Origin of the sequence: Cellulomonas chitinilytica (assembly GCF_016862675.1) — a bacterium.
Lineage (GTDB): Bacteria > Actinomycetota > Actinomycetes > Actinomycetales > Cellulomonadaceae > Cellulomonas > Cellulomonas chitinilytica.
In genome coordinates this window covers 206546-230409 of sequence record NZ_BONK01000009.1, presented here as the reverse complement: position 1 = coordinate 230409, position 23864 = coordinate 206546, and the positions used below count along the sequence as shown (strand labels likewise).

Here is a 23864-nt window from a genome sequence, read left to right as displayed (position 1 = left end):
CCACCACCGAGGGTTCCCGCCGCGGACCCTTCCCGTGGTCCGCGGCGGGAGTCAGGCCCGCAGCCCGTGCCGCCGGCGCAGCACGAGGGCGGTGCCGAGGGCCACCAGCACCCCGGCGAGGACCGCCCCCGGGACCAGGAGCGCGGCGCCCGTCGCCGCCAGCCGCTGCGCGGCGCCCGCCGGCGTCGCAGCGGCCGGCTTGGCGGCCGCCGGGGTGCCCGCCCCGGCGGTCGTGCCCGTGCCCGTCGCGGTCGCGATGGTGGGCGTGACGGCGCCGAGCACGGCCGGCGTGCGCAGCGCGTCGACCATCACCGTGTCGCCCGCCACGGCGGTCGGGACGATCGCGGCGAACCGGCCGACCGCACCCGCGGGACGGCTGTTGAGCACGAGGCTCACCCCGTGCACCGCACCGAGCGTCAGCCCGTTGTCGGGGGCCCCGGCGGGCTGGGACGCGGCCCGCCGGAACGCGGTGAACGGCACCTGCACCTGACGCCACCCGGCGACGTCGTCGACGAACGACGTGGTGAACCGCTCGGCGGTGTCGGGGGCCTGCCGGACCTCGACGTAGTCGACGAGCATCGACGCGGGCACCTGCAGGTCGGGCGCGATGGTGCCGCCAAAGTTGCCGCCGATGGCCATGTTCATGATGAGGAAGAACGGGTGGTCGAACACCCACTGCTTCCCGGCCGGAACCGTGGCGGGCGTGGCCTCGAAGAACACGTCCCCGTCGAGCAGCCAGGTGATGTGCCCGGGCTCCCAGTCGATCGCGAACGTGTGGAAGGCGTCGGACAGCGCACCGGGGACGGTGGTGGTGCCGCCGATCGACGCACCGCCGGAGTACCCCGGACCGTGGATCGTCCCGAACGCCTCGTTGGTGGCGCCGTGGTCGCCCTCGACGTGCTCCATCACGTCGATCTCGCCGGTCTGCGGCCAGTCGACGTCGAAGAAGTCGCTGCCGAGCGACCAGAACGCCGGCCACAGGCCCTCGCCCGACGGGACCTTGACGCGGGCCTCGACGTGCCCGTACCGGAACTCCTTCTTGCCGAAGGACGTCAGGCGGCCCGAGGTGTAGTCGCAGGGCGTGCCGTCGCTGGTGCACAGGTACGCGGGGTTGGTGTTCGGCTTCACGGTGATGGCGAGGTGGCCTGCGCCGTCGGTCGCCGCGTTGGCGTTGCCGTCGGTGTAGTACTGCTTCTCGTCGTTCCCCCAGCCGTGCCCGCCGGTCTCGTTGCCCCAGCTCGCGGGGTCGGCCGCAGCACCGGCGGCACCGTCGAAGTCGTCGCGGTAGGTGACGTTCGTCCACCCCGCGGGGCCGGGGTCGGCCGCCGCGTCGTCCTTGAGGACGAGGTCGACGGGGGAGCCGTCGCCGGTGCCGTGGTACCAGAACGACAGCCCTGCTCCGTCGGTCCAGTCCTGCGGCTCGGCGAACGTCCGGTCGAGGGTGGCCGTCGGGCCGGTGACGGCGAACGACGCGACGCCCTCGCGGTCGGCCTGTCCCGGGTAGGCGTCGGCGTCGCCCGCCGTGAGGGTGCGGCCGGTGAGGACGCCGCCGGTCGCGGTCCACAGCCCCGGGCCCTGCTCGAAGTCGTCGACGAGCGAGGTGCTCGTGGCGTCGTCGTCGGCGATGACGACCTCCGCGAACGGCATGTAGCCGTCGAGCTGCGCGCCCGTGGCACCGGAGAGGGTGAGGGTGACCCGCTCGGTGACCTCGTCCTTCGTGTCCTGCAGGGTCGTGACGGGGAACGTCGCGACGGTCTGCCCGGGGGCGAACGTGAGGTCGGCGGAGGCGACGGTGAAGTCGGCGCCGGGAGTGGCGGCGTCGCCGTCGGTGACGGTCGGCTCGGCCGTGGTGGTCGTGACGTGGACGGTGACCGGTGCCTCGGCCGCCCGGGAGAGCGCCACGCGGGCGGTCGCGGTCGCGCCCTCCGTCACGGGGTACTCGGCGCGGTCGAAGCCGACGGTGACGGGGACGTCCTTGAGGCTGTTGCCCCACAGGGCCATCCGGTCGACGAGGACCGTGCGGGAGGTCGTCGTGGTGACGGCGCCGATGGCGTAGCCGTGCACCTCCTCGAGCGTGAGCCCGTCGTTCGGGGCGCCGTTGCCGATGTTCTTCCAGCTGAACGCGGACCACGGCAGCTCGACGAACGTCCACCCGTTGTGGTCGTCGGTGATCTGCGCGGAGAACCGGTCGGCGTGGTCGCCGGTGGCACCGGCCGGGTTGTTCTCGACGATGTCGACGTAGTAGTTCGAGCCGCTGTTCTCGCCGAGGAACCAGAAGCTCAGGCCCTGCGAGCCGCTCCAGTCCTGGCCGGCCCAGGCGGAGCCGTCCTGGAACGCGTGCGACACCCCGGCCCACGAGCCGCCAGGGACGTTGAGCGTGAGCGACAGCGCCCGGCTGCTGCCGGCGGCGCCCGGTCGCGCACCGACGGGTGCGGTCGTGACGGCCGACGTGCCGCTGTTGCCGGAGTACGTCTGGAAGCCGAGGCCGACGCCGTCCGTCGAGACGCCGGACGGGAGCGCACCGGCCGGGTACTCGTAGTCCTCGACGACGGTCTCGGGGACGGTGGCGGCGACGTCGGCGAGGTACCAGGTCTGGGCGCCCTTCGTCGGGGCGGCGCCGAACGCCCAGCCGTTGACCTGCGTGAGGGTCAGGCCGTCGGCGGGTGCGCCGTTGCCGATCTCCTTCCGGCTGAACGACGAGAACGGGATGTCGTAGTAGTGCCAGCCGGTGAAGTCGTCGGTGAAGCCGTAGGAGTACCGGCCGGCGTCGTCGGTGGTGGAGCCGGCGGTGCGGTTGTCGAGGATGTCGACGAACAGCTGCGTGCCGGTGTTGGTGCCGTACAGCCAGAAGCTGAGGCCCTCGTACCGGCTCCAGTCCTGCGAGGTCCACATGTTCGCGACGGAGTTGGTGAACTTGTGCGTGACGCCCGCGTAGGCGGGGGCGGTGAGCGAGACCTTCAGCGCCTTCGTCGAGGTGCTGCCGGGCACGGGCGACGGCGGTGCCGTGAGCGCGATCGACGCGGCGGCGCCGGGGTCGGTGAACGTCTCGAACCCGACCGCGTTGCCGTCGGCGTCGGTGCCTGCGGGCAGCGCGCCCGGGTACGTGAACGACTCGACGGGCCGGACGAAGTCCCAGACGGCGGCCGCGGGGGCCGCGTCGTCGTCGCGGATCGTGACGGTGGTCGTCGCGAGGCCCAGGGTCGCGCCCGCGGGGGAGGACAGCGTGACGGTGAGCGTCTCGTTGGGCTCGGTCGCGGTGTCCTGCGTGGTCGCGACGGTGACGGTCTTCGTCGTCTCGCCCGCGGCGAACGTGAGGGTGCCGGAGCCTGCGGTGTAGTCGCTGCCGGCGGTCGCGGTGCCGTCGGCGGTGGCCCAGTCGACGGTGACGTCGGACGTCGGCGCGACGTTGAGGCGGACGGTGAGCGACGCGGTGCCGCCCTCGGCCACGTCGACGGCCGGGGCGGTGAGCGCGACGGTCGGGGTGACCGTGCCGCCCGAGTAGAGCGCGATGTCGTCGAACTTCCAGCCGCTGCCGCCGTCGGCGCCGGTGTCGACGGGGAAGACGTAGCCCCAGATCTTGTCGAGGTCGAGCGTCCCGTTGCCGGGGTTCGGCTGGTAGGGGCTGGCGTAGGTGTACGAGGCGAAGGGGATCTGGACGAGCTTCCACCCGGTCCGGTCGTCGACGAACGTCGCATCGAAGCGCTCGCCGTCGGCGTAGGTCGAGCCCGCCCGGTCGCCGTCGAGCAGCTCCGACCGGAACGTGGCGCCGGTGTTGCGGCCGTACATCCAGAACTGGAGCCCGTCGAACGCCGACCAGTCGGTGGCGGCGGCGAGGTTCTCGCCGAACCCGCCGTAGGAGCCCTGCGCCCTGACGTCGGCCCCGAAGGACAGGACGTTCGTGTCGGCGCTCTGGCCGGCGCGGGCGAGCGCGTCGCCGGCGGGGACCGTCTGGACGCCGTAGCCGGCGGAGCCGTACACGTAGTACGACGCCGGGGCAGCCGTGCTGCCCTCGAAGTCGGCCAGCGTGGAGGTGCTGGCCGCGGACGACGAGATCGCTGCCAGGGGCACCACTGCAGCGGTGACGAGGCCCGCCGCCGCCAGGATCGCTGTTGCTCTCACGAGTTCTCCGCCTTTGGAGTCCGCCCGACCGCGCACCTTCGCGCAGGCACGCCATACGGGTGCACGGCGCAACGTAGGGGCTGGGGCGAGATCGTGTGAGCCCCCCGGAAGGATGACCGGCGTCAGCGGGTGAAACCGCAGGTGCGGGGCGTTGACACGTTGAAGCACGTCAGGGGCTCGACGGCGCCCGGGAAGTATCGAAACTTCCGTTTGTGGCGACCGGGCGAAGTTCACTCGATCGTGGATGACCCGGTGCTGCCCGTCGCACGATCGGTGTCGTCCCAGGCCAGAGCCTTGACGTGGCCCACCTCTGACCGCCACCCTGGTCCCCGCAGCGCCGGTGACACGAGTCAACGGCCGGAACGCCTCAAAGCAGAGGCGTCCAGGCCCTTCGGGCGCTGCCGGTTCGAGGGCGGCCCCCGGGACGCCTGGCCCCACCCGATCGTCACGCCCGGACGCACCTCGTCGGCTCCACACGACGACGAGCGTCCGGGCGGACGGTCGTCGCTCCCGCCCGAGCCGGCGCCGCGCCCCCCGCGCGACACCGGCCGGACCCGCTCGTCCGGTGCGTGCGCCAGCAGGCGTGCGCGCCGTCGTCCCCTCGTGCCCGGCAACGCCCGACGACCGCCGGTGCACGACGCGTCTGAGATCGGAGATGACCGGATGTCTGCTCGACCAGAGCTCGCAGGGACCGGGGCGACGACGCCCCGACCCGCCCTGGACCGCCGCGCTGTCGTGGCGATGGTGGTGATCGGCGCCGTCGTGGCGTACCTGGTGCAGGCCATCGCCCTGCCCGTCGCCCGCGCTGCCGCCGTGTCCGTCGGTTCGGGGAGCTACGCGGAGGGCACGCCGTCCGGTGGGGGAGTGCCCACCGAGTGCAACAACACCCCGATCACGAACCCGCGCGCGCACGTCACGTCGAACTTCCCGGCCGGTGCGATCCCCACGAACGACTGGTGGACGTCGCTGCTGTGGCGCAAGTTCGACTGCGCGTCGATCTCCGAGAACCTCATGGCGCACCCGCTCGCGTTCCACGCGTTCACGAACGGGCTCGGCGTCAGCTACCCGACGACGGCGTCGATCTCCGGCACCGCGACCGGGGTCAGCGAGTACCACTACAGCTACGCCGAGGACTTCCGTCTCGGCATCGCCGGCCTCGACGCCGACGGCAAGGTCGACGGCTACTCCGACTGGACCGTGAGCGAGCTGTGGTCGAGCGGCAGCAACAGCCTGCGCACCACGTTCGGGCACGGCCTGCCGTTCGTCTACGCGACGAAGACCGGCGGGAGCGCGACGCTCACCGGTGCGGCGGCGCCGACCGTGTGGAGCAACACGAACGCGGCGATCGGCTTCACGATCAACGGCCACGACTATGCGGCGTTCGCCCCCACCGGTTCCACGTGGAACGTCTCCGGCAGCACGATCAGCTCGTCGCTGAACGGCGGCACGTTCTTCTCCGTCGCGGTGCTCCCGACGACGACCGGCACCAGCACGGCCGACAAGGTCACCGCGCTCAACGCCTACGCCCCCTACGCGCACAACCACGTGACCGGCACCAAGGTGTCGTGGTCGTACGACGAGTCCACCGCGAAGATGACCGCGACGTACGCGTTCACCACGACGGCCCGTCAGGGCTCCGGCACGGGCACGGTGTTCGCGCTGTACCCGCACCAGCGGGACAACCTGTCCGGCGTGAACCCGAGCGGCTACTCCTACGTCTCGCCGCGCGGCCCGATGAAGGTCGTCATCGGCGGCACGCAGTTCCAGACGGTCACGCCGTTCAACGGCGTGCTCCCGCAGCTCGCGAACACCGGCTTCGCGTCGGGGTCCGCGGACGCGACGCAGCTCAACACCTACGTGAGCCAGGTCGCCGGCAGCGACCCGTTCGCGGGCTTCGCCGAGGACACCTACTGGACGGGCAAGGCGCTCGGCCGGGCCGCGCAGGTCGCGCAGATCGCCAACGCCACCGGCAACACCTCCGCCCGTGACACGCTCGTGAGCGCCATGCGCACGCGCCTGACGGACTGGATGACCGCCTCGTCCGGCGAGACGCAGCGGGCGTTCTGGTACAACCCGTCGTGGGGCACCCTCATCGGCTACCCGACCTCCTACGGCTCGGACACCGACCTCAACGACCACCACTTCCACTACGGCTACTACGTGGTGGGCGCGGCGACGGTCGCCGAGTTCGACCCCTCGTGGGCCGCGGACTCCGCGTACGGCGGCATGGTCAACACCGTCATCAAGGACGCGGCGAACTGGGACCGCACCGACACCCGCTTCCCGTTCCTGCGTGACTTCGACATCTACGCGGGCCACGACTGGGCCGCCGGCCACGGCGCGTTCGGCGCGGGCAACAACCAGGAGTCGTCGTCCGAGGGCATGAACTTCGCCAGCGGGCTCATCCAGTGGGGCCAGGCCACGGGCAACAAGACGGTCCGTGACCTGGGCATCTACCTCTACACGACGCAGGCGTCGGCCATCGAGAACTACTGGTTCGACACCGACGACGAGGCGTTCCCCGCCGCGTTCGGCCACTCCACGGTCGGCATGGTGTGGGGCGACGGCGGCTCCTACTCGACGTGGTTCAGCGCCGAGCCGGAGATGATCCAGGGCATCAACCTGCTGCCCAGCACGGGCGGCCACCTGTACCTGGGCTACAACCCGTCGTACATCACCCGGAACCTCAACGAGCTGACGACGAACAACGGCGGCCCGGCGACGGTGTGGAAGGACATCATCTGGGAGTTCCAGGCCCTGGCCGACGCCCCGACGGCGCTGTCGCAGTTCCGCTCGCAGGCCGACTCGTACACGGTCGAGGAGGGCGAGTCGAGGGCGCACACCTTCTACTGGCTGAAGAGCCTGTCCGGGCTCGGCACCGTCGACCGGTCGGTCACGGCGAACACCCCGCTGCACGCGGTGTTCGTGAAGAACGGCGTCCGGACGTACCAGGCGGCGAACATGAGCGGGTCGGCGATCACCGTGACCTTCTCCAACGGCGTCACGCTCAACGTCCCGGCCCGGTCCGTGGCGAGCTCGAACGTGTCGGCCCCGGTCGACACGACGGCCCCGTCGACCCCGTCCGGCCTCGCGGCGTCGGGCACGACGTCGACCTCGACGAACCTCTCGTGGTCGGCGTCGACCGACAACGTGGGCGTCGCCGGGTACGAGGTGCTGCGCAACGGCACGGTCGTCGGCACGACGAGCGGCACGTCCTACGCGGCGTCCGGCCTGTCGGCCTCGACGGCGTACACCTTCGCGGTGCGGGCGTACGACGCGGCGGGCAACCGCTCGTCGTCCAGCTCGTCCGTCAACGTGACGACGTCCGCCGGCGGCGGTGACACGACGGCCCCGTCGACCCCGGGCGGCCTGGCCGCATCCGGCACGACGACGTCCTCGACGAACCTGTCGTGGTCGGCGTCCACGGACAACGTGGGTGTCACCGGGTACGAGGTGCTGCGCAACGGCTCGGTGGTCGGCACGGCGACCGGGACGACGTACGCGGCGACGGGCCTGTCGGCCTCCACGGCGTACACGTTCGCGGTGCGGGCGTACGACGCGGCGGGCAACCGCTCGTCGAACAGCGGCACCGTGTCCGTCACGACGTCCGGCACCACCACCGGCATCGACGCGACATCCCGGATTCAGGCCGAGGCATACAACGGCCAGACGGGCATCGCGAAGGAGACGACGTCCGACGTCGACGGCGGTGAGAACGTCGCCTGGGTCAGCAACGGCGACTACCTCCGCTTCGACAACGTCTCCTTCGGCGGCGCGCCGCGGACGCAGTTCAGCGCCCGCGTCGCGTCCGGGGCAGCCGGCGGCGTCAGCGGCCTGGTCGTCGTCCGGCTCGACAGCCTCACCGCCCAGCCCGTCGGCTCCTTCGCCATCGGCAACACCGGCGGCTGGCAGACGTGGAAGACGGTCCCGACGAACATCACCGGGGTCACCGGCAACCACACCGTGTACCTGACGTTCGAGTCCGGTCAGCCGGCCGACTTCGTCAACGTCAACTGGTTCACGTTCAGCTGACGCACCGCACACGACGCCCCGCCGGTCACGACCGGCGGGGCGTCGTGCCGTCCGGAGCGTGCGCGCGTGTGGACGCTTGTGGACGCATGCCTGCGCCCGTCCCGACGTCGACGTGACGGTCAGGGGTCCAGGCGGTCACGTCGAGTCGCGCTCGATCACGTGGAACACGTCGTCGGGCCGCTGCGGCGGCTCCACGTTCTCGTCCAGCGCGGCGAGGACGGACGCGACGAGGTACGAGGCCTGCGCGTCGATGGCCTGCCACACGGTGGTGAGGGCAGGCGCCGCCAGCCGGGCGGTCGGGATGTCGTCGACCCCGATCACGGCGACGTCCTCGGGCACGCGCAGCCCTTCGGCGCGCAGGCCGGACAGGACGGCGAGCGCGACCTCGTCGTTGTAGGCCGCGACGGCCGTCGCGGGCTCGTCGCCGGACCGCCAGCCACGGACGGCCGCGACGGCGGAGGCGACGTCGAGGTCGACACGCTCCACGACCGGTGCCGGCAGCCCCCGCCGCTCGCACTCGGCGACGACGCCGCGCAGGCGCCGGTCGGCGAATGCCGCGAGCCGGTCGTCGGCGGGTGCCGCGTAGGCGATGGCGCGGTGGCCGCGCTCGGCGAGGTGCTCGACCTGGAGCCCGCCGATGTTGGCCTGCGGCACGACGAAGATCTCGGGGTGCGGGTCCTCGTCGAGCGCGGAGCCGACGACCTGGATCCCGGCGCGGCGCATGGCCTGCGCGTCCGCCTCGGTGAACGCCCCGAGGCCGAGCACGGCGCACGGCGTGACCGCCCGCCACAGCTCGGCGAGGGGACGGTTGGAGCGACCGTTGTAGACGAGCATCGACAGCCCGTGGTCGGCGAGCTCGGTGGTGAGGTGGTCGATGAGCGCGTCGATGACGGGACCGACCGTCCAGTTCGGCAGCACGCACAGGACGAGGTCGCTGCGACCGGACCGCAGGGTCCGTGCCGCGGCCGACGGCGTGTAGCCGAGCCGCTCGGCGGTGCTGAGCACGCGCAGGCGCGTCGCCTCCGTGATCGTCACACCGTGCTTCGCGTTCAGCACATAGCTCACGGTCGTCCGCGACACGCCACTCTCCCGAGCGACGTCCGCGCTGGTCACCCGCGCCACAGCTCCTCCTCGACACCCCCGGCTGGACTGCCGCCCACCTTAGTGCGGCAGCCACCACGACCGGGGCACCACCGGCGGGTGGACTGGGCGTGCGCCACCCGTCCGGCCCGCTCACACTGACGGCATGTCCGACTGGAACCAGCAGATCATCGACGAGTTCCGTGCGAACGGCGGCACCGTCACCACCATGGGCTTCGGGCGAGGCCTCGTCCTGCTCCACCACCGCGGTGCCCGCACCGGCGAGGAGCGCATCAGCCCCGTCGCCGCCATCCCGGACGGTGAGGGCGCCTGGTTCGTCGCCGCGTCGAAGGGCGGTGCCCCGACGAACCCCGGGTGGTACCACAACCTCCTTGCCTGGCCCGACGTCGAGATCGAGCACCCCGACGAGGGGACGGTCGCGGTGCGCGCCGTCGACCTCGAGGGCGCCGAGCGGGACGCGGCGTGGGAGCGGTTCACCCAGCGCTCGGAAGGGTTCCGGTCGTACCAGGAGAAGACGACGCGCACGATCCCGGTGCTCCGCCTCACCCGTCGGTGACCGCGCGACGGCCGTAGCGTGCGAGTCGTGGAGGCGGTCGACGACGAGGACGACCCGGCGCGCGGGCAGGCGCGTCGGCAGTGGCTCGCGGACGTCAACGACGGCCTCATCGCGTCCGCGGGCATGGTCGAGGGCGTCGCGCAGGCCGGCGCGACCGCGGGCGTCATCCTCGTCAGCGGCGTCGCGACGGTGCTTGTCGGCGTCGCGACCGTGGCCGGCATCCGGTTCGCGGAGGCGTCCGACGAACGGGACGCGCACGACGCCCTCGTCGAGGCCGAACGGCACCGCGTCGCCACCGACCCCGCCGCGGAGCTCGCCGAGCTCGCCGAGATCTACGAGGAGAAGGGGCTGAGCCCGCAGCTCGCCCGCCAGGTCGCCGAGGAGCTGACCGCGCACGACGCGCTCGCCGCCCAGCTCGACGCCGAGTACCGGCTCGCCGGTCCCGCCGACGTGGCCCGCCCGGGGGCGTCCGCGGCGCGGGCGGGTGCGGCGTTCGCGACCGGTGCGGTCCTGCCGCTGCTCGTCAGCACCCTCGTGCCGCCGTCCGTCCGGGTGTCCCTGACCGTGGTGGTCGTCGTCGCGGCGCTCGTGGTGAGTGCGACGCTCGCGGCCCGCTCGGGCCGGACGTCGGCGGTCCGGGCCGTGGTCCGCACCGTGGGGATCGGTGTGCTGGCGATGCTCATCACGATCGGGCTCGGCAGCCTGCTGGACCTCAGCGAGGCGGAGGTCGAGCTGTAGCGGTCCGCTGAGAAAACGGCAGAGGCGTCGCGGTCGCGGCAATTGTCGGCGGCGGAGCCAGCCTGCTACGCGCCACAGCCGAACGCGACGCCAGAGTCACGCTGGCTCGAGGCCGAGGATCGGCGATGTGTGGTGCAACCAAAGGCGGAGGATGAGCGTCCTAGTCAGTGGGAGCGCATCCGACGAAGGGGGTAGCCAGTGAACGAGGGACGCAACCGACGCGTCGACACACTGAGCTTTCTCGCGGCTTCGCGAGGTCCGGCCCTGACTGGATATGCCTACCTGCTCACGGGGAATCTCCGCGATGCGGAGGACCTCGTCCAAGACGCACTCGTCAAGACGTTCCGACGGATCGGTGGCGTTGAAGCCGGTGCGGCGGAGACCTACGTTCGCCGCGCGATCCTGACGTTGTACATCGACGGCTACCGCCGGCGGCGACGCTGGGAAGGCATCCGCCATCTCCTGGCCAGAGCGGACGAACTGGAGCCGACCGACGACGTCAGCTGCGCACAGGTTGACGTCCAGCGCGCTCTGCGCACATTGCCACCTCAGCAGCGCGCGTGTGTGGTCTTGCGGTTCTACGAGGACATGACGATCACCGAGATCGCTGCTCAGATGCGGCTGGCTGAAGGCACCGTGAAGCGCTATCTGAGCCTGGCGATGAAGTACATGGCGAGCGCTCTTGGGCCCGTGACGGGCACCCCGGTCGACGACGTCGTGCCGTTCGAGATGGGAGAGGCGAGATGAAGGTCAATCTGAACGACGCGTTGGAACACATCGCCTCTGCCGCGTCCGCATCGGCGCCTCCTGTTGCCACTGACAGGATCCGATCGCGGGCACGGCGTCGCCATGCCGTCCGTGTCACGGCAGGTTCGGTGACGGTCCTCGCGGTCGGGGTGGCACTCGCGGCGGGTGCCGCGCAGCTTGGACACCGGCAGGGGCCAGTGGTCCCTGCGGAGCAGCAGTCGGCCACATCCTCGCCAGCCGCCGTCCAACTGCCCACGGTCACGGCTGGCGGGGCGTTCATGTGCGGGAAGCCGGTGCCGCAGATCCTGGATCCGGAGGGAAGCGCTGACCTCCATCTCGAAGTCCTGGGAAGCATCGGCGCCGACGGTGGAACAGGCGCGAGCGCGTGGCTTCCGATCGATGGCACCACGGTGCCTGCGGGTCAGAGCCTGGGTGTCGCAGCCCGGATCATCAACGGGACGAGGGTGGACGTCAGCGCCAAGGTGCCTGGTCAGGCGAGCCTGAAGGGTTACATGACGCGGGACGGCGTCGTGGTCGGCATGCTGCAGCAGCCGTCGTCGGACCCCGCAAGCGCTGATCGGCTGCTGGCGATGCCGGCAGGGCAACAGGTGACCGAGCACCTCGAGGGTGGTCAGTTCGTCACTTGCGAACCGGACGGCAACACTGCCGCAAGTCTGCCGGCGGGGGACTATCTCATCTACTTCGAGCAGCCCATCTGGCACCCCGACGCCGCAGAGGCGGTTGGTCCCCACGCGAGTATCGCCGCCGGCCCGTACTCCCTCACGATCGCACCGGGGCAGCCCTGATGTAGGGCGAGCTCGGGGTTCTCATCGCGATACCGAGGCGTCGTCAATGGCCGCTCGAATGGCCCCACGTCGGACACCGACGCGGGGCCATTCGATGACGGATCAATCAGAGAGTTCGTCAGTACCGTCGTGCTCGCGTGTGACGGCTCTGACGATGAACGACGCTAGGAAGGCACCGGTCCCGAGGGTGTACGACATCGAGTGGAGTGTTGCAACGACCGAGTACCCGCTCGATGCAGCAAGGAAGTTCACCTTGCCCATCAATGCCGACGTAGCGATTGCCAACGCGATCAGACCCAGGCCCCACCAGAACAACTGAGATGCCGAAAGTCTCGGTGGCATGTTCACAGATTCCCTCCAGAATTGACCGCTTGATTCGACCGTCAGGTCCAGTTGGCAGCGAACCCCATGAGTGCGACGCTCGACTTCGCAATCACTGCGGGGTTGCCGAGTACATTGCCCCAGCTCACGGCCCCGCCGCTCTGAATGCCGCACCCGATTCCGCGCCACAGTGGGACGATCGTGCCGCCACCACCTGAGACGACCGTCCAACCGCGCCCCTGCAGGCAGCCCGTCGACTCTCCGTGCTCGATCCGAGCCCAGCTGTAGGGGTAGGACCAGCCGGGTGAGCCCCACACGGCGACCGGGCACACGGACGGAGGACTCCAACCGCCGCCAGCGATGGCGTAGGCGGTCATGCACCAGTTGCCGGAGAACCTGGCCAGACCTCCAGACGCGGCGTCGATCGAGTCCAGCTTGGCGAGCGCGGCCTTGGACTGGCCAGGCACCGGTGTTCCGTCGGGGTACACGATCGGCGAGCCCGGGATGTAGCTCTCCAGGCTCAGCTTCGTGTGTGACTTCTGCACGATCGGTGGAAGGCCGGCGATGACACTGGCGGGCAGCCCCGGGTTAGCGGTGGCTACCGGAAGGTTGGCGACGTCCGGCGCAGCGACGGCCGACGGGCCGGCCGCCACGCCCAAGCAGGCGGCAACGGCAGCAGCAGATGCAAAGAGCCTTGTTCTCAGTTCATCGAGAGTCCTCAATGTCGTTGTTTGGCTAGGGCCCTGACCTGGATGCCGGCGGCAATAGTAAACTTGGTATCGACTATCTCGGGCAAGCGTTGTGACAGGTCTTGCCCGAAAGTGCCTCTCGACCTCGGCGAGGCGAGCAGGAGCGGGATGCGGCGAATCCGGTGGACGTCCGTCGAGGAACGGTGCCACGGTCGGCGTCATGCCGGACGACACCTGGGACGCCGAGGTCGCGGCCCGCTACGACACCCCCGGCACCGGCATGTTCGCCCCCGAGGTGCTCGGGCCGACCGTGGACCGGCTGGCCGCGCTCGCGGGCGGCGGCCGCGCGCTCGAGCTGGCGATCGGCACCGGTCGGGTGGCCGTGCCGCTCGCCGGGCGGGGTGTGCCGGTGGCCGGCATCGAGCTGTCGCAGCCGATGGTCGACCAGCTCCGCACGAAGGTCGACGACGCGACCGTCCCGGTGGTCCTCGGCGACATGGCGACCGTGCGGGCTCCCGGCGTGTTCTCGCTCGTCTACCTGGTGTTCAACACGATCTCGAACCTGCTGACGCAGGCCGAGCAGGTCGCCTGCTTCCGCAACGCCGCCCGGCACCTGGAGCCCGGGGGCCGGTTCGTGATCGAGCTGTGGGTGCCGCAGCTGCGGGTCCTGCCGCCCGGCGTGCGGGCCACCGTGTGGCACGACGAGCCCGGCTACCTCGGCCTCGACACGTACGACGTCGTCGAGCAGCACGTCGTGTCGCACCACGTGCACTTCGATGACGGCCGCGACGCCCGGCTGTTCCGCAGCGCCCACCGGTACGTCTGGCCCGCGGAGCTCGACCTGATGGCGCAGCTCGCCGGCTTCGAGCGGGAGAGCCGGCACGCGGACTGGACCGGCGGCGAGTTCACCGCCGAGTCCACGTCCCACGTGTCGGTCTACCGGCTCACCGAGCGAGCTGCGTGAGCCAGCCGTCGAGCGCGGACTCGTCGACCTCGTCGGGCGCGGTGATCTTCAGGCTCCAGCGGGTGCCGTCGGCCGAGGCGGTGAGCGCGTCCGTCGCCTCGGTGACCTCCGAGCCGTGCCAGAGGAGCAGCGTCACCCAGCGGGGGAACGCCTTGAACCCGGCGACGGGGTCGTCGCCGCGCAGCCAGACCGGGTGTCCGTGCCACATGCGGCCCTCGGCGTCGGGCAGGCCGGCGTCGATCCGGCTGCGCAGTGCGGTGGCGACAGCCGCCTGGTCGGCGGGGAGGGCGGCGACGTACTCGTCGATGGACATGGCAGTTCTCCTTCGCTGACGGGCTCAGGCGGTGACGGTGGCGAGCCAGCCCTGCCAGGCGGCGGTCGCGGTGGTCTCGTCGGTGGTGCCGAACAGGTGGTGGCCGACGCACGGCGCGTAGTAGCCGCGGAAGAACCGGTACAGGGCGTCGTCCGACCGGACGCCGATCACGTCGGTGCCGACGTGGTCGACGACGCCGTCGATCGGGTCGAGCCCGGTCGGCGTCAGCGTGACGGCCTGCCCGACGACGACGTCGCCGTCGAGCCCGAGGTCGGCGCGCGCCTTGTCCCAGCTCTCGTCGAGGTTCCCCGGGGCCGCGGACGGCGTGACGGCGACGCCGGGCCGCCCGGTGAAGTGCGTGAGGTACTCGACGAGCGTGCCGAGGTACATCCGCCCGCCGCTGACCATGGCCTCGTACTCGTCCTCCCAGTCGTCGCCGGGCAGGTAGCCGCTCGACACGACGCGGAGCACCGTCGACCCGCCGGAGCGGGCCTCGAGCAGGAACTCCATGGCGAAGAACCGGCCGTCGGGGCTCTCGGTCCCGCGGAACGCGAACCGCTTGCCGGGTTCGAGGGCGACGATCTGCGACTCGCCGACCCAGCCGCCCATCTGCGTGCGGACGAGGCCCGCGTCGGGGTCGACCTCGGTGGCGCCCATGAACCACGAGCTGAGCCCGGGGCCGGTGGCGATGGCGTCCCACACGGCCTCGGGGCTGAGGTCGAACGTGAGCTCTTCGGGGTTCTCGTAGCGGTGCGACATGGTCACTCCTTCTCCAGGGCGGCGCGGTCGGCGCGGGACGTGGTGCTCGGGTGGACGGCGACGACCAGCCGGAACGTGCGTCCGTGCGGGGCGTCGTCGTGGTGGTACTTGGACGCGAGGCCGAGCGCGGCGGCGCTGAGCTCCTCGACGAAGGCGGCGCGGTCGGCCGCGGAGGCGAAGCGGACCTCGCCGTCGAGCGCGAACGTGGCGAGCGAGCGGTTCTCGCGGACGGCGCCGGTGATCAGCGCCCCGACGTCCTCGACGAGCCGGCCGGCGAGGGCGAGCAGCCACGCGGCGGACAGCCGGTCGGGGGAGCGTCGCGGGTCGGGCCGCAGGGTGGCGAGCGCGGCGGGGGAGATGAGATACGACTGGGCCGTCGCTCGCATGACGCGCTCGACGACGTTGCCGCGGCGGCGTTCCTCGGCGAGCTCGACGAGCCCGTGCTCCTCCAGCGTCCGCAGGTGGTAGTTGACCTTCTGCCGGGGGAGCCCGAGTCGCTGGCCGAGGGCGGCGGCCGAGAGCGGCTCCACGAGCTCGTGCAGGAGCCGGGTGCGCAGCGGGTCCAGCGACGCCTCGGCGGCGGCGGCGTCCTCGATGACGGCGACCTGGCGCACGTCAGGCCTGCTTCGGCCGGAACGTGCGCACGACGACGCCGTTCGGGTAGTCGGTCGACGTGAGCGGCTCGAGCGCGGTGCGCTCGGCGAAGATCGGCTTGCCGCTGCCGAGGAACACGGGGTGGACGGTCAGCCGGTACTCGTCGACCAGGCCGTGCGACGTGAGGTACCGCGCGAACGTCGCCCCGCCGGACGCGCCGAGCGTCGGGCCGTCGAGCGCCTTGAGCCGGGCGATCTCGACGGCCGGGTCCTCGGCGTGCACCCGGGTGTTCTGCCAGTCGGCGGTCTGCAGCGTCGTCGAGAAGACGACCTTCTCGACCGCGTTCATGATGTCGGCGAGCGGGCCCTGCTGGTGCGGCCACGTGGCGGCCTGGCCCTCGTAGTTGACCCGGCCCATGAGGATCGTGCCGAAGCCGGACAGGAGCGTCTGGGTGTCGGCCATGAGCTCGTCGGAGAAGTTCGGGAACATCCAGTCGAGGCCGTCCTCGGGCGTCGCGACGAAGCCGTCGAGGGAGACGTTCATCCCCAGCGTGAGTGTCCGCATCGGTCTCTCCTTGCCGTCGTGGGTGGCGTCCCGGCTGGTCCGGGATCGTCGTCTGCTCCCAGTGTGCGACCGAACGATTGATTTGTCCAGACCAGAAAAATCGTCGGTCGCACTCCGTCGATCCCACCGGGTCGCGGGCGTCATCGCACCGACAGCCCGTCCCTCGTCGAAGGAACGCCCGATGACCGCCCAGCCGCACGTCCACCCGAAAACCCACGCCCACTCCGAGGCCCCCGCACCGGCCGCCCTGCCCGAGATCGTCGACCGGGACACCTGGCTGCGCGCCCGCGCCGCGCTGCTGCCCCGCGAGAAGGCGCACACCCACGAGGGCGACGCGATCGCCGCCGCCCGCCGCCGCCTCCCCATGGTCGAGGTCGACGCCACCGTCGAGCTGGTCGGCGCGGACGGTCCGACCCGGGTGCTCGACATGTTCGACGGCCGCGACCAGCTCCTCGTCTGCAAGCACATGTGGCACCCCGGCCAGGGGTTCGAGGGCCAGTGCCGCGGCTGCACGATCACCCTCTGGAACTTCCAGGACCCGGTGTACCTGGAGGCCCGCGGCGTCACGTTCGCCGTCTGGTGCGAGGGCCCGTACGACGAGTTCGCGCCCTACCGCGAGTTCATGGGCTACCCGACGCCCTGGTACTCGGTGCACGGCGTCGACTCGCCCGGGATCTCCGACGGCTGGATCACGACCTACCTGCGGGTCGGCGACCGGGTGTTCCAGACGTACGAGACCGACGACCGGGGCTGCGAGGTGATGATGACCGCGCTGCAGCTCCTCGACGTCACCGTGTACGGGCGCCAGGAGGAGTGGGAGGACTCCCCGGCCGGCTGGCCGCAGGACCCGACGCAGAGCTGGCTCCGCCGCGACGGCCGCCCGATCCCGCAGTGGACCCGCCCGGGGGTCACGCCGGTCGCGGCCCCGACGGAGGAGGGGTGCTGCTGACCAGGGCCTCGAACGTCGGCGCCACCTCCACCCACCGCACCCCGCCGGGTCCGTCGGCCGTCGCGACGACCCGAGGTCGCGCGGCCCCGGCGTAGTCGAGCGCGACCGCGTCCTGCTCCAGCGACACGGCGACGAGCACCGCCTGGTCGACGTCGAGGCATCCCGGTCCCGTCGTGCCCCGGGTCAGCCCGAGCGCGGCACCCGCCCCGCTCTCGTGCGCCTCGACCAGCGCGTCGGTGTTGCGGTGCATCCCGGCGAGGTCGAGCAGGTCGAGCTCGTCGACCCCGGTCAGGTCGGCGAGGCGGGACGACCGGGAGCCCGGCCCCCACCGGCCCGTCGCGAGGAGGTCGACGAGCGCCGCCGGCAGCGTGTGGCCCCGGACGGTCGTCACTCGCTCACCTTGCAGCCGGTGGTCTTCTCGACGGCCTCGATGATCGCCGGCCGGGACTCCACGGGCGCCGCGCGGTTGCCGAAGTTGCGGGCGTTGATCGTCGCCGAGTTCCAGCGGATCGTCAGCTTCCCGTTGCCCTCCCAGATGAGCACGAAGCCCACGTTCTTGGCGTTGCTCGCCGACCCGGTCCGGCCCATGAGCGACGACTCCGCCGCGGCGTGCCCGCCGTACTGCGGCACCGTGGCGATCGCGTCGCCGCTGACCAGGGCAGCGTCCCCGCTCGCGACGGCCACCCAGCTGCCCGTGGCCGGGTCGTACGCCCCCGAGAAGCCCGAGCCCGGCTTGTACTTCGCGAGCGCCTCCCCGGCGGGCATCTCCGCACCGGCGTTCGTCAGGGTCGTGACCTCGCTGTGCTTCAGGCCGCGGATCACCGCGCCGGGACCCTTGACCTTCGAGGTCCCCGCCGAGACGTTCGCGCCGCGCTCCGCGAGCCACTGCGCGGTCTTCGTCTCGCCGAGCGCCGCGCCGAGGCGGGTGCCGCGCATCGCCTTCGTCGCCTTCGGCAGCCCCTTCGCGGTCACGTAGATGATGAGCGCCTCGAGGATCTTCGCCATCAGCAGGCCGACGGCCTCGGCGAACTGCTTCGCGGCCTTGTCGATCTTCTCGTTGTCGCCGCGGGCGTCCCACACCTTCGAGAAGAACTTGGCGAACGAGCTGCCGATCTCCACGACGGACTGCCCGATCCACACGACGAGCATCCCGAGCCCGAGCCACTCGAGCAGTGCGAGCCCCACCTCGAACCCGGCGGCGGCACCGGGGGCGTTGCCGACCGCGGCGCCGATCGCGGTCGTGACGGCCAGGACGCCGGCGGCGACCGCCATCATCTTCGCCAGCCCGGCGAGCACCTCGCGCAGCATCTCGTCGACGTGCCGCGCGACGGACTCCGGGATGTACTGGCCGGACTTGTCGATCGCGCGGCCGAAGTCCTCCAGGAGCTCGCCGATCCGCTCGATCACGTCCGCGACGCCCAGGGCGTCCGCCACGTTGTACGAGTACGAGCCGGAGTTCACGACGCCCTTGAGCGAGATCGCGAACGGCTGGCTCGGCACCCAGATCTTCTGCCCTGCCTGGAACCGCACCGACTTCCAGCCCGCCGTGGTGTCGGGGACGTCGACCTTGTTCGCCCAGGCCAGCACGTTGACGTAGAACCGCAGGTCCTGGCCCCAGTTGTCGGACTTGTCGCCGTAGTAGCGCTCCGCGATCGCGATGGCCGTGCCGGGGATGCCGTCCTCCACGAGGTGCAGACGGGCCGCGGGCTCCGGCATGTCGGTGCGGACGTACTGCGACCCTGCGTACCCGGTGTCGCCGTCGCTCGTCGAGACGAAGTACCAGTCGCCCGGGAACCGCTTGAGCACCTGCAGGCGGGTGCTGAGCGGCATCGTGCGGATGATGTTCGTCTCGTCGCCCGTGTCCGGGTGGGTGCGCAGCCGCAGCTCCGGGTCGCCCGACCACGACACGACCCCGGGCTTGCGGACCACGTCGCCGCCGTCGGGCACCTGACCGGCGTCGGGGCGTCGGCGGTTGTGCTCGCCCCACAGCACCTGGAGGTTGTGCCGGGCGCCTCCCGCCGTCATGAGCGACGCGGGCATCGCGAGGAACGCCTCGAGCTGCGGCATGAACCGGGCGATCTCCGAGTCGCTCAGGGTGCGCGCCTGGGCGGCGGTGATGCTCTGCGTGAGCGGGTCGACGCCCCCGGTGACGACCGGTGACTGTGCGGTGGGGGGATCCCGCTGCACGGTCGGGCCGCTCGTCCCCACCAGGCCCTGCACGGCCCGGTTGCCCGCGGTGCGCTGCAGCAGGCTCAGGCGCTGCTGCGGGCCGCCGCGGGGCGACGGCTCGGGACGCTCGGGCGACCGGGCGGCCGACGCGCGGCGGCGTGCCGGGTCCGGCTCCGTCCGGTGCTCGGGGACGTGCAGCACCATCCTTCGAGGGTCACCACGCCGCGCTGCGCGGCGCCTTCCCCATCAGGCAGACATGAGGACCCGCCGCCCGCCGCCGGTCAGAGGTGCTGCTTCTTGAACGGCGACTGCAGCGGGTCCCCGCCGCGCTTCGCGACGGGCGCGTTCGTGCGCTGGAAGCCGTCGACGTAGCCGCTGTGGGTCTGCTGCGCCACGAGGTGGCCGCCGCGCTTGTCGCCCTCCCCGGCCGTGTAGTCGGTCCAGCCGCGGCTGAACGCGGCCCGGGCGGGCACGTCCGCCTGACCCCCGCGCCGGGCGGCGACCCCGGCCGCGTACTCGGCGAAGCCCTGCCCCGCGACCCGGCCGGCCGGTGGGGCGCCCTGGAGCTGCGCGAGCGTCGCCCGCGCGAACACGACGCCGCCCCAGAAGTCCCCGAACGCGCCCGTCGCCGCGGCGTGCGCCCCCACCGGTGCGACCGCGCTGCCCAGCGCGTGCGCCTCGCCCGCCCAGTAGTCCGCGGCCCCCTCGGCACTCGCGGTCGTCGCCGGAGGCTGGGTGCCGGACGGGTGCGCGACGGCGTGCTGGACCCCGGCCCGGTAGTCCGCGACCCCGGCCGCCGCGGCCGTGCCGGCGGGTGCGAGCACGGTGCCGAGGGGGTTCGCCCGGGCGGTGTCGACGCCCTGCCAGTAGTCGGTGCCCGCCGCGACGGCCGCGGCGCCGGCGCTCGCGAGCGGGACACCACGGGCGGCGGTGCGGGCTGCCGTCAGGGCCTGGCGGAACTCGTCGAACGCGGCCAGGTCCATGACCCGGGCGGGCGGGGTGCCCAGGTCGCGCCGTGCCGCCGCGATCCCCGCGGTGTACGCGACGTGGCCGGTGCTCCGGACGGCCTCGGCCATGGTCGTCGGGTCCACGTCCGGCTGTCCGGCCCGGGCCTGCGCACCGCCCTGCGCGTGCAGGTAGCCGCTGACGAACCCGCCGATCGTCTGGTCGGTCGCCGTGTCGACGGCGGCCCGTCCGGCCGCCATGCCGTCGACGCAGTCCTGCCAGCCGCGCACGTGCCCGCTGCGGCCGGCGTCCACCGGGACCCCCGCCTTGCGCTCCTCGACGCCGTCCGCGTAGTCGCCGAACCCGAGCGCGGCACCACCGGTCGTCGGCCGGGCGCCGGTGAGCGCCGCGAAGCTCGCCCGGGCCGCGTCCACTCCGGAGCGGTAGTCGGCGTGCCCCGCCGCCCCCGCCGAGCTCGTCCCCGCGTACGCGGTGGTCGGCGCGTCCTTGAGCGCCTGGTCGACGCCCTCCCAGTACTCCTTCCACGCGGCGGTCGTCGCCTCGCTCGTCGCGGGCGGGGGCGCCGTGCGCGTCCCCGCCTTCGCCTTCGCGACGCCCGCGAGGTACTCGTCGAACCCGAGGCCCGCGCCCTTCGCGGCCGGCCGGGTGGCGGTGCGGTCGGTCCGGGCGGCGGCGAGGCCCGTGAGGTAGTCGGCGTGGCCGCCGCCGAGCAGCACGTCCTGCACGCCCGTGCCGGTCGGTGCCGGCTTGCCCTCGCGCGCCGTCACCGCGCCTCGCCCGTACAGGAACCCGCTGGCGTAGCCGCCGTCGCCCCGGGTCGGGTCGCCCGTCCCCTCACCCTCGGACATGCCTGCGGAGCAGTCCGTCCAGCCGCGCACGTGCGCCACCCGTGCCGTGTCGGCGACCTGCCCGGCCTTGGCGGCGTCCGCACCCTCGCGGTAGTCGTCGAAGCCCAGGTGCTCGCCACCGCCGGCCGGTGGCGGCCCGGTCAGCGTGTCGAGACCCTTCGCCGCGTGGTCGGCACCGGCCCGGTAGTCCGCGTGCCCCGTGGCTCCGGCGGAGCTCGACCCGGCGTACGCCGTGGAGGGCGGGTCCTTGCGGGCCAGGTCGACGCCCTCCCAGTACTCCTTCCACGCGGCGGTCCGCGCCTCGCTGCCCGTCGCCGGGGGTGCCGTCCGGAGGCCCGCCTGCGCCTTCGCGATCCCGTCCAGGAACTCGTCGAACCCCACCGCCGCCGCCCGGGGAGCCTGCTTGGTGCCCTTCCGGTCCGTGCGGGCCGCCTCGAGCCCCTTCAGGTAGTCGGTGTGCCCGCCTGCCGTCAGCACGTCCTCCGTGCCCGTCCCCGTCGGTGCGGGCGCCCCCGCCCGGGCCGTCGCGCCACCGAGGCCGTACAGGTACCCGACCGCGAAGCCTGCGTCCTTGCGGGTGGCCGGTGCCGTGCCCGCGCCGCCCTCCGCGATGCCCGCCGCGCAGTCCGTCCAGCCGCGCTCGTGCCCCGCCCGGGCCTTGTCGACGGCCTGACCCGTGCGGGCGGCCTCCACGCCCTGACCGAAGTCGTCGAACCCCTCCCGCGCACCACCGCCCGCGGGCGCGGCACCGGTGAGCGTCGCGAGGTCCTTCGCCGCCAGGTCGACGCCGTGCGTGCGGTAGTCGACGACCGCCGCGGCCGCGGGCGCCTCCTTGCCGGCGTACGCGGCGGGCGGGGCGTTCGTGCGGGCGAAGTCGACGCCCTTCCAGTACGCGGCCAGCACGTCCTTGAGCACCAGCGTCGGCGTCGGGTGGGGCGTCGTGCGGGCGTTCGCCCGCACGAACGTCATCCCCTCGACCACCTCGTCGCGTCCCTTGACGGCCGCGAGCTCGACGGGCGGCACGAACGCGAGGTCCGCGAACGTCTTCTCGGCGGCGTCCCAGTACGCCTTGTGCGCCTCCTGCTGCGCGAGGTTGCCCGGCGGCAGCGTCGCCTTCGGCGACTTCTGGGCGTGCTCGAGCCCGGCCCAGTAGTCGTCGTGCCCCGCCTTCTGCGCGGCCTTGCCGGCCGGTGGCGTCGTCTTCGGGTTGCTCCGGGCGTGCTTGACGCCCTCCCAGTACTCCGCGTGCCCGGCGATCTCCGCGCGGTTGCCCGTCGGCGGGGCCGTCAGGAGGGCGGCCTTGCCCTTCGTGACACCCGCCCAGAACTCCTTGTGCGCGTCGACCGTGGCCTTCGGCCCGGTGGGCGGGGCCGTCAGGTCGTTCGTCCTGCCGTGCTCGATGCCGTCGTCGAAGTCCTTGTAGCCCATCAGGTAGCCGCGGCCGAACCGGGTCGTCGACATCGCCCCCTTGCGCGACTCGTCCACGCCCTCGCCGTAGTGCTGGTGACCCGCCAGGTAGACGGCGTTCCCGGTGCCGGACGCCGCCTTGTCGGCCCGCGCGTCGTCGATGCCCTTCCACCGCTCCGGCATGATGTGCGACCGCCCCGGGCTCGGCGGGTACTTCTTCGCACCGCCCGGCGGCAGCACACCGGTGCGGACCGATGTCTGCCCGCCCTTGAAGATCGGCAGGTGGCCCCACGTGACCTTCTTGGTCGGGTACTCCAGCGAGCGGGTCGCGGGCTTCGTGAACGTCATCGGGCTGGGGATGAGGATGCCGAGGGTCCCGCTGATCCCGCCCGGCTTCACGGTCGGCGCGGCGTTCGTCGCGCCCGGGCTGTCGACGAGCTCCACCCACGTCGCGTAGAGCGACGACGCGTACGTGAACGTGGTCGCCGTCAGGGCGATCCCCGCCTGCGTCATCGCCGACGTGGAGCCCCCGAGCCGCTTCTTCAGCCGGGCCGCCGAGTCGGTGCTGTAGCCGATGGAGACGACGTACCGGAACCACGACCCCGTCGCGGCGGCCTTGACCCACTGCTCGATGGCCTTGTTGTGGTCGCTGTTCGTGGGCTTCTGCGGGAAAGCCGTGAGGTTCTCGTCGGCGTGCGGGGCCGTCGCCGCCCCCGGACCGCCGAGGTTGTCGTTGAGCAGGTGCCCCTGGCAGTAGGCCGCACCGACCGTCGCCGCGCTGAACAGCTGCGTGTAGTCGTACGGACGGAACCCGACCTTCGCGGTGGGGCCGGACCCGTACTTGTGGTGGGGTCCGACGATCGCGTCGACCTTGGTGCCCTGGCCCGTGACCGGCTCGACCGGGTCCCACGTCCGGTCGTTGGTGAGCGAGCGCTGGACGACGACCTGGGGCGTGAGGCTGACGTCCGGCGCCGGCTGCGCCGGTCGGGCGCGCTCCGCGAGCAGCGCGGACACCGCCCGGTTGCCCGCCGCGCGCTGGAGGGCGACGAGCTGGGCGTGGGGCCCGCGCGCCGCCGGGCGAGGGCTCGGGGCGCTCCCACGGGGACGCGCGGTGCGGGTCGGGCGGACCACCGTCGCGCCCGCGAGCTCGGCCGAACCTGCCGATCCGCCCGCCCCCATGAGGCTCAGACTCACCCCCGGCCGGGCAGCAGGGAAGGGACCC

At 72.4% G+C, this 23864-nt stretch carries 17 protein-coding genes; 7 read left to right on the top strand and 10 right to left on the bottom strand.

The window, feature by feature from the left end; translation table 11 throughout:
- Window positions 1–51: 51 nt before the first annotated feature.
- The gene (locus Cch01nite_RS14335) at window positions 52–4119 is read right to left on the bottom strand and encodes a carbohydrate binding domain-containing protein (protein ID WP_203756206.1); all 4068 of its coding nucleotides are present in this window, start codon (window positions 4117–4119) and stop codon (window positions 52–54) included.
- A 663-nt stretch (window positions 4120–4782) separates the two neighbouring features.
- Here Cch01nite_RS14335 and Cch01nite_RS14330 point away from each other — a divergent pair.
- Window positions 4783–8151, top strand: a complete 3369-nt coding sequence (locus Cch01nite_RS14330; RefSeq protein WP_203756203.1) for a glycosyl hydrolase — start codon at window positions 4783–4785, stop codon at window positions 8149–8151.
- Between the two features lie 135 nt (window positions 8152–8286).
- Here Cch01nite_RS14330 and Cch01nite_RS14325 read toward each other — a convergent pair whose 3' ends face one another.
- Window positions 8287–9264 (bottom strand): LacI family DNA-binding transcriptional regulator, encoded by a 978-nt coding sequence (locus Cch01nite_RS14325; protein WP_275407213.1) that lies wholly within the window; start codon window positions 9262–9264, stop codon window positions 8287–8289.
- Between the two features lie 133 nt (window positions 9265–9397).
- Here Cch01nite_RS14325 and Cch01nite_RS14320 point away from each other — a divergent pair, with 133 nt between their 5' ends.
- From Cch01nite_RS14320 to Cch01nite_RS14305, 4 genes are all read left to right on the top strand, one after another.
- Entirely contained in the window at window positions 9398–9808 is a 411-nt protein-coding gene (locus tag Cch01nite_RS14320; RefSeq protein WP_203756198.1) for a nitroreductase/quinone reductase family protein, read from the top strand.
- Between the two features lie 27 nt (window positions 9809–9835).
- Window positions 9836–10546 carry a VIT1/CCC1 transporter family protein gene (locus Cch01nite_RS14315; protein ID WP_203756185.1) on the top strand — a complete coding sequence of 237 codons (711 nt, stop codon included), beginning with the start codon at window positions 9836–9838 and terminating at the stop codon, window positions 10544–10546.
- A gap of 198 nt (window positions 10547–10744) precedes the next feature.
- Window positions 10745–11293 (top strand): RNA polymerase sigma factor, encoded by a 549-nt coding sequence (locus Cch01nite_RS14310; protein ID WP_203756182.1) that lies wholly within the window; start codon window positions 10745–10747, stop codon window positions 11291–11293.
- Window positions 11290–12099, top strand: a complete 810-nt coding sequence (locus Cch01nite_RS14305; RefSeq protein ID WP_203756179.1) for a hypothetical protein — start codon at window positions 11290–11292, stop codon at window positions 12097–12099. The genes Cch01nite_RS14310 and Cch01nite_RS14305 overlap by 4 nt, the downstream gene beginning before the upstream one ends.
- A gap of 383 nt (window positions 12100–12482) precedes the next feature.
- On the opposite strand, the gene Cch01nite_RS14300 is transcribed toward Cch01nite_RS14305, so the two are convergent.
- A complete protein-coding gene (locus Cch01nite_RS14300; RefSeq protein WP_203756176.1) occupies window positions 12483–13073 on the bottom strand; it encodes a hypothetical protein in 591 nt (196 codons plus the stop codon).
- 256 nt (window positions 13074–13329) lie between these two features.
- On the opposite strand from Cch01nite_RS14300, the gene Cch01nite_RS14295 reads away from it, so the two are divergent.
- Window positions 13330–14073: a class I SAM-dependent methyltransferase gene (locus tag Cch01nite_RS14295; RefSeq protein WP_203756174.1), complete on the top strand. Its 744-nt coding sequence runs from the start codon at window positions 13330–13332 to the stop codon at window positions 14071–14073.
- Here Cch01nite_RS14295 and Cch01nite_RS14290 read toward each other — a convergent pair.
- Genes Cch01nite_RS14290 through Cch01nite_RS14275 form a run of 4 tightly spaced genes read right to left on the bottom strand, consistent with a single transcriptional unit; the run spans window position 14054 to window position 16303 of the window.
- Window positions 14054–14386 (bottom strand): DUF1801 domain-containing protein, encoded by a 333-nt coding sequence (locus Cch01nite_RS14290; RefSeq protein ID WP_203756172.1) that lies wholly within the window; start codon window positions 14384–14386, stop codon window positions 14054–14056. The genes Cch01nite_RS14295 and Cch01nite_RS14290 overlap by 20 nt on opposite strands.
- Window positions 14387–14410: 24 nt before the next feature.
- On the bottom strand, window positions 14411–15145 hold the full coding sequence (locus tag Cch01nite_RS14285; RefSeq protein ID WP_203756170.1) for an SRPBCC family protein: 735 nt from the start codon (window positions 15143–15145) through the stop codon (window positions 14411–14413).
- Between the two features lie 2 nt (window positions 15146–15147).
- On the bottom strand, window positions 15148–15759 hold the full coding sequence (locus tag Cch01nite_RS14280; protein WP_203756168.1) for a winged helix-turn-helix domain-containing protein: 612 nt from the start codon (window positions 15757–15759) through the stop codon (window positions 15148–15150).
- A gap of 1 nt (window position 15760) precedes the next feature.
- Complete coding sequence (locus Cch01nite_RS14275; protein ID WP_203756166.1) at window positions 15761–16303, bottom strand: dihydrofolate reductase family protein; 543 nt, start codon at window positions 16301–16303, stop codon at window positions 15761–15763.
- A 181-nt stretch (window positions 16304–16484) separates the two neighbouring features.
- On the opposite strand from Cch01nite_RS14275, the gene Cch01nite_RS14270 reads away from it, so the two are divergent.
- Complete coding sequence (locus tag Cch01nite_RS14270) at window positions 16485–17252, top strand: DUF899 family protein (protein ID WP_203756164.1); 768 nt, start codon at window positions 16485–16487, stop codon at window positions 17250–17252.
- Here Cch01nite_RS14270 and Cch01nite_RS14265 read toward each other — a convergent pair.
- The 3 genes from Cch01nite_RS14265 to Cch01nite_RS14255 all read right to left on the bottom strand — a co-directional run bounded on the left by Cch01nite_RS14265 (window position 17212) and on the right by Cch01nite_RS14255 (window position 23821).
- On the bottom strand, window positions 17212–17643 hold the full coding sequence (locus Cch01nite_RS14265; protein WP_203756162.1) for a hypothetical protein: 432 nt from the start codon (window positions 17641–17643) through the stop codon (window positions 17212–17214). The two genes, Cch01nite_RS14270 and Cch01nite_RS14265, sit on opposite strands and share 41 nt — an antisense overlap.
- The gene (locus Cch01nite_RS14260; protein ID WP_203756160.1) at window positions 17640–19625 is read right to left on the bottom strand and encodes an SH3 domain-containing protein; all 1986 of its coding nucleotides are present in this window, start codon (window positions 19623–19625) and stop codon (window positions 17640–17642) included. Before Cch01nite_RS14260 ends, Cch01nite_RS14265 begins: the two co-directional genes overlap by 4 nt.
- A 77-nt stretch (window positions 19626–19702) precedes the next feature.
- Entirely contained in the window at window positions 19703–23821 is a 4119-nt protein-coding gene (locus Cch01nite_RS14255; protein WP_203756158.1) for a hypothetical protein, read from the bottom strand.
- Window positions 23822–23864: the final 43 nt, after the last annotated feature.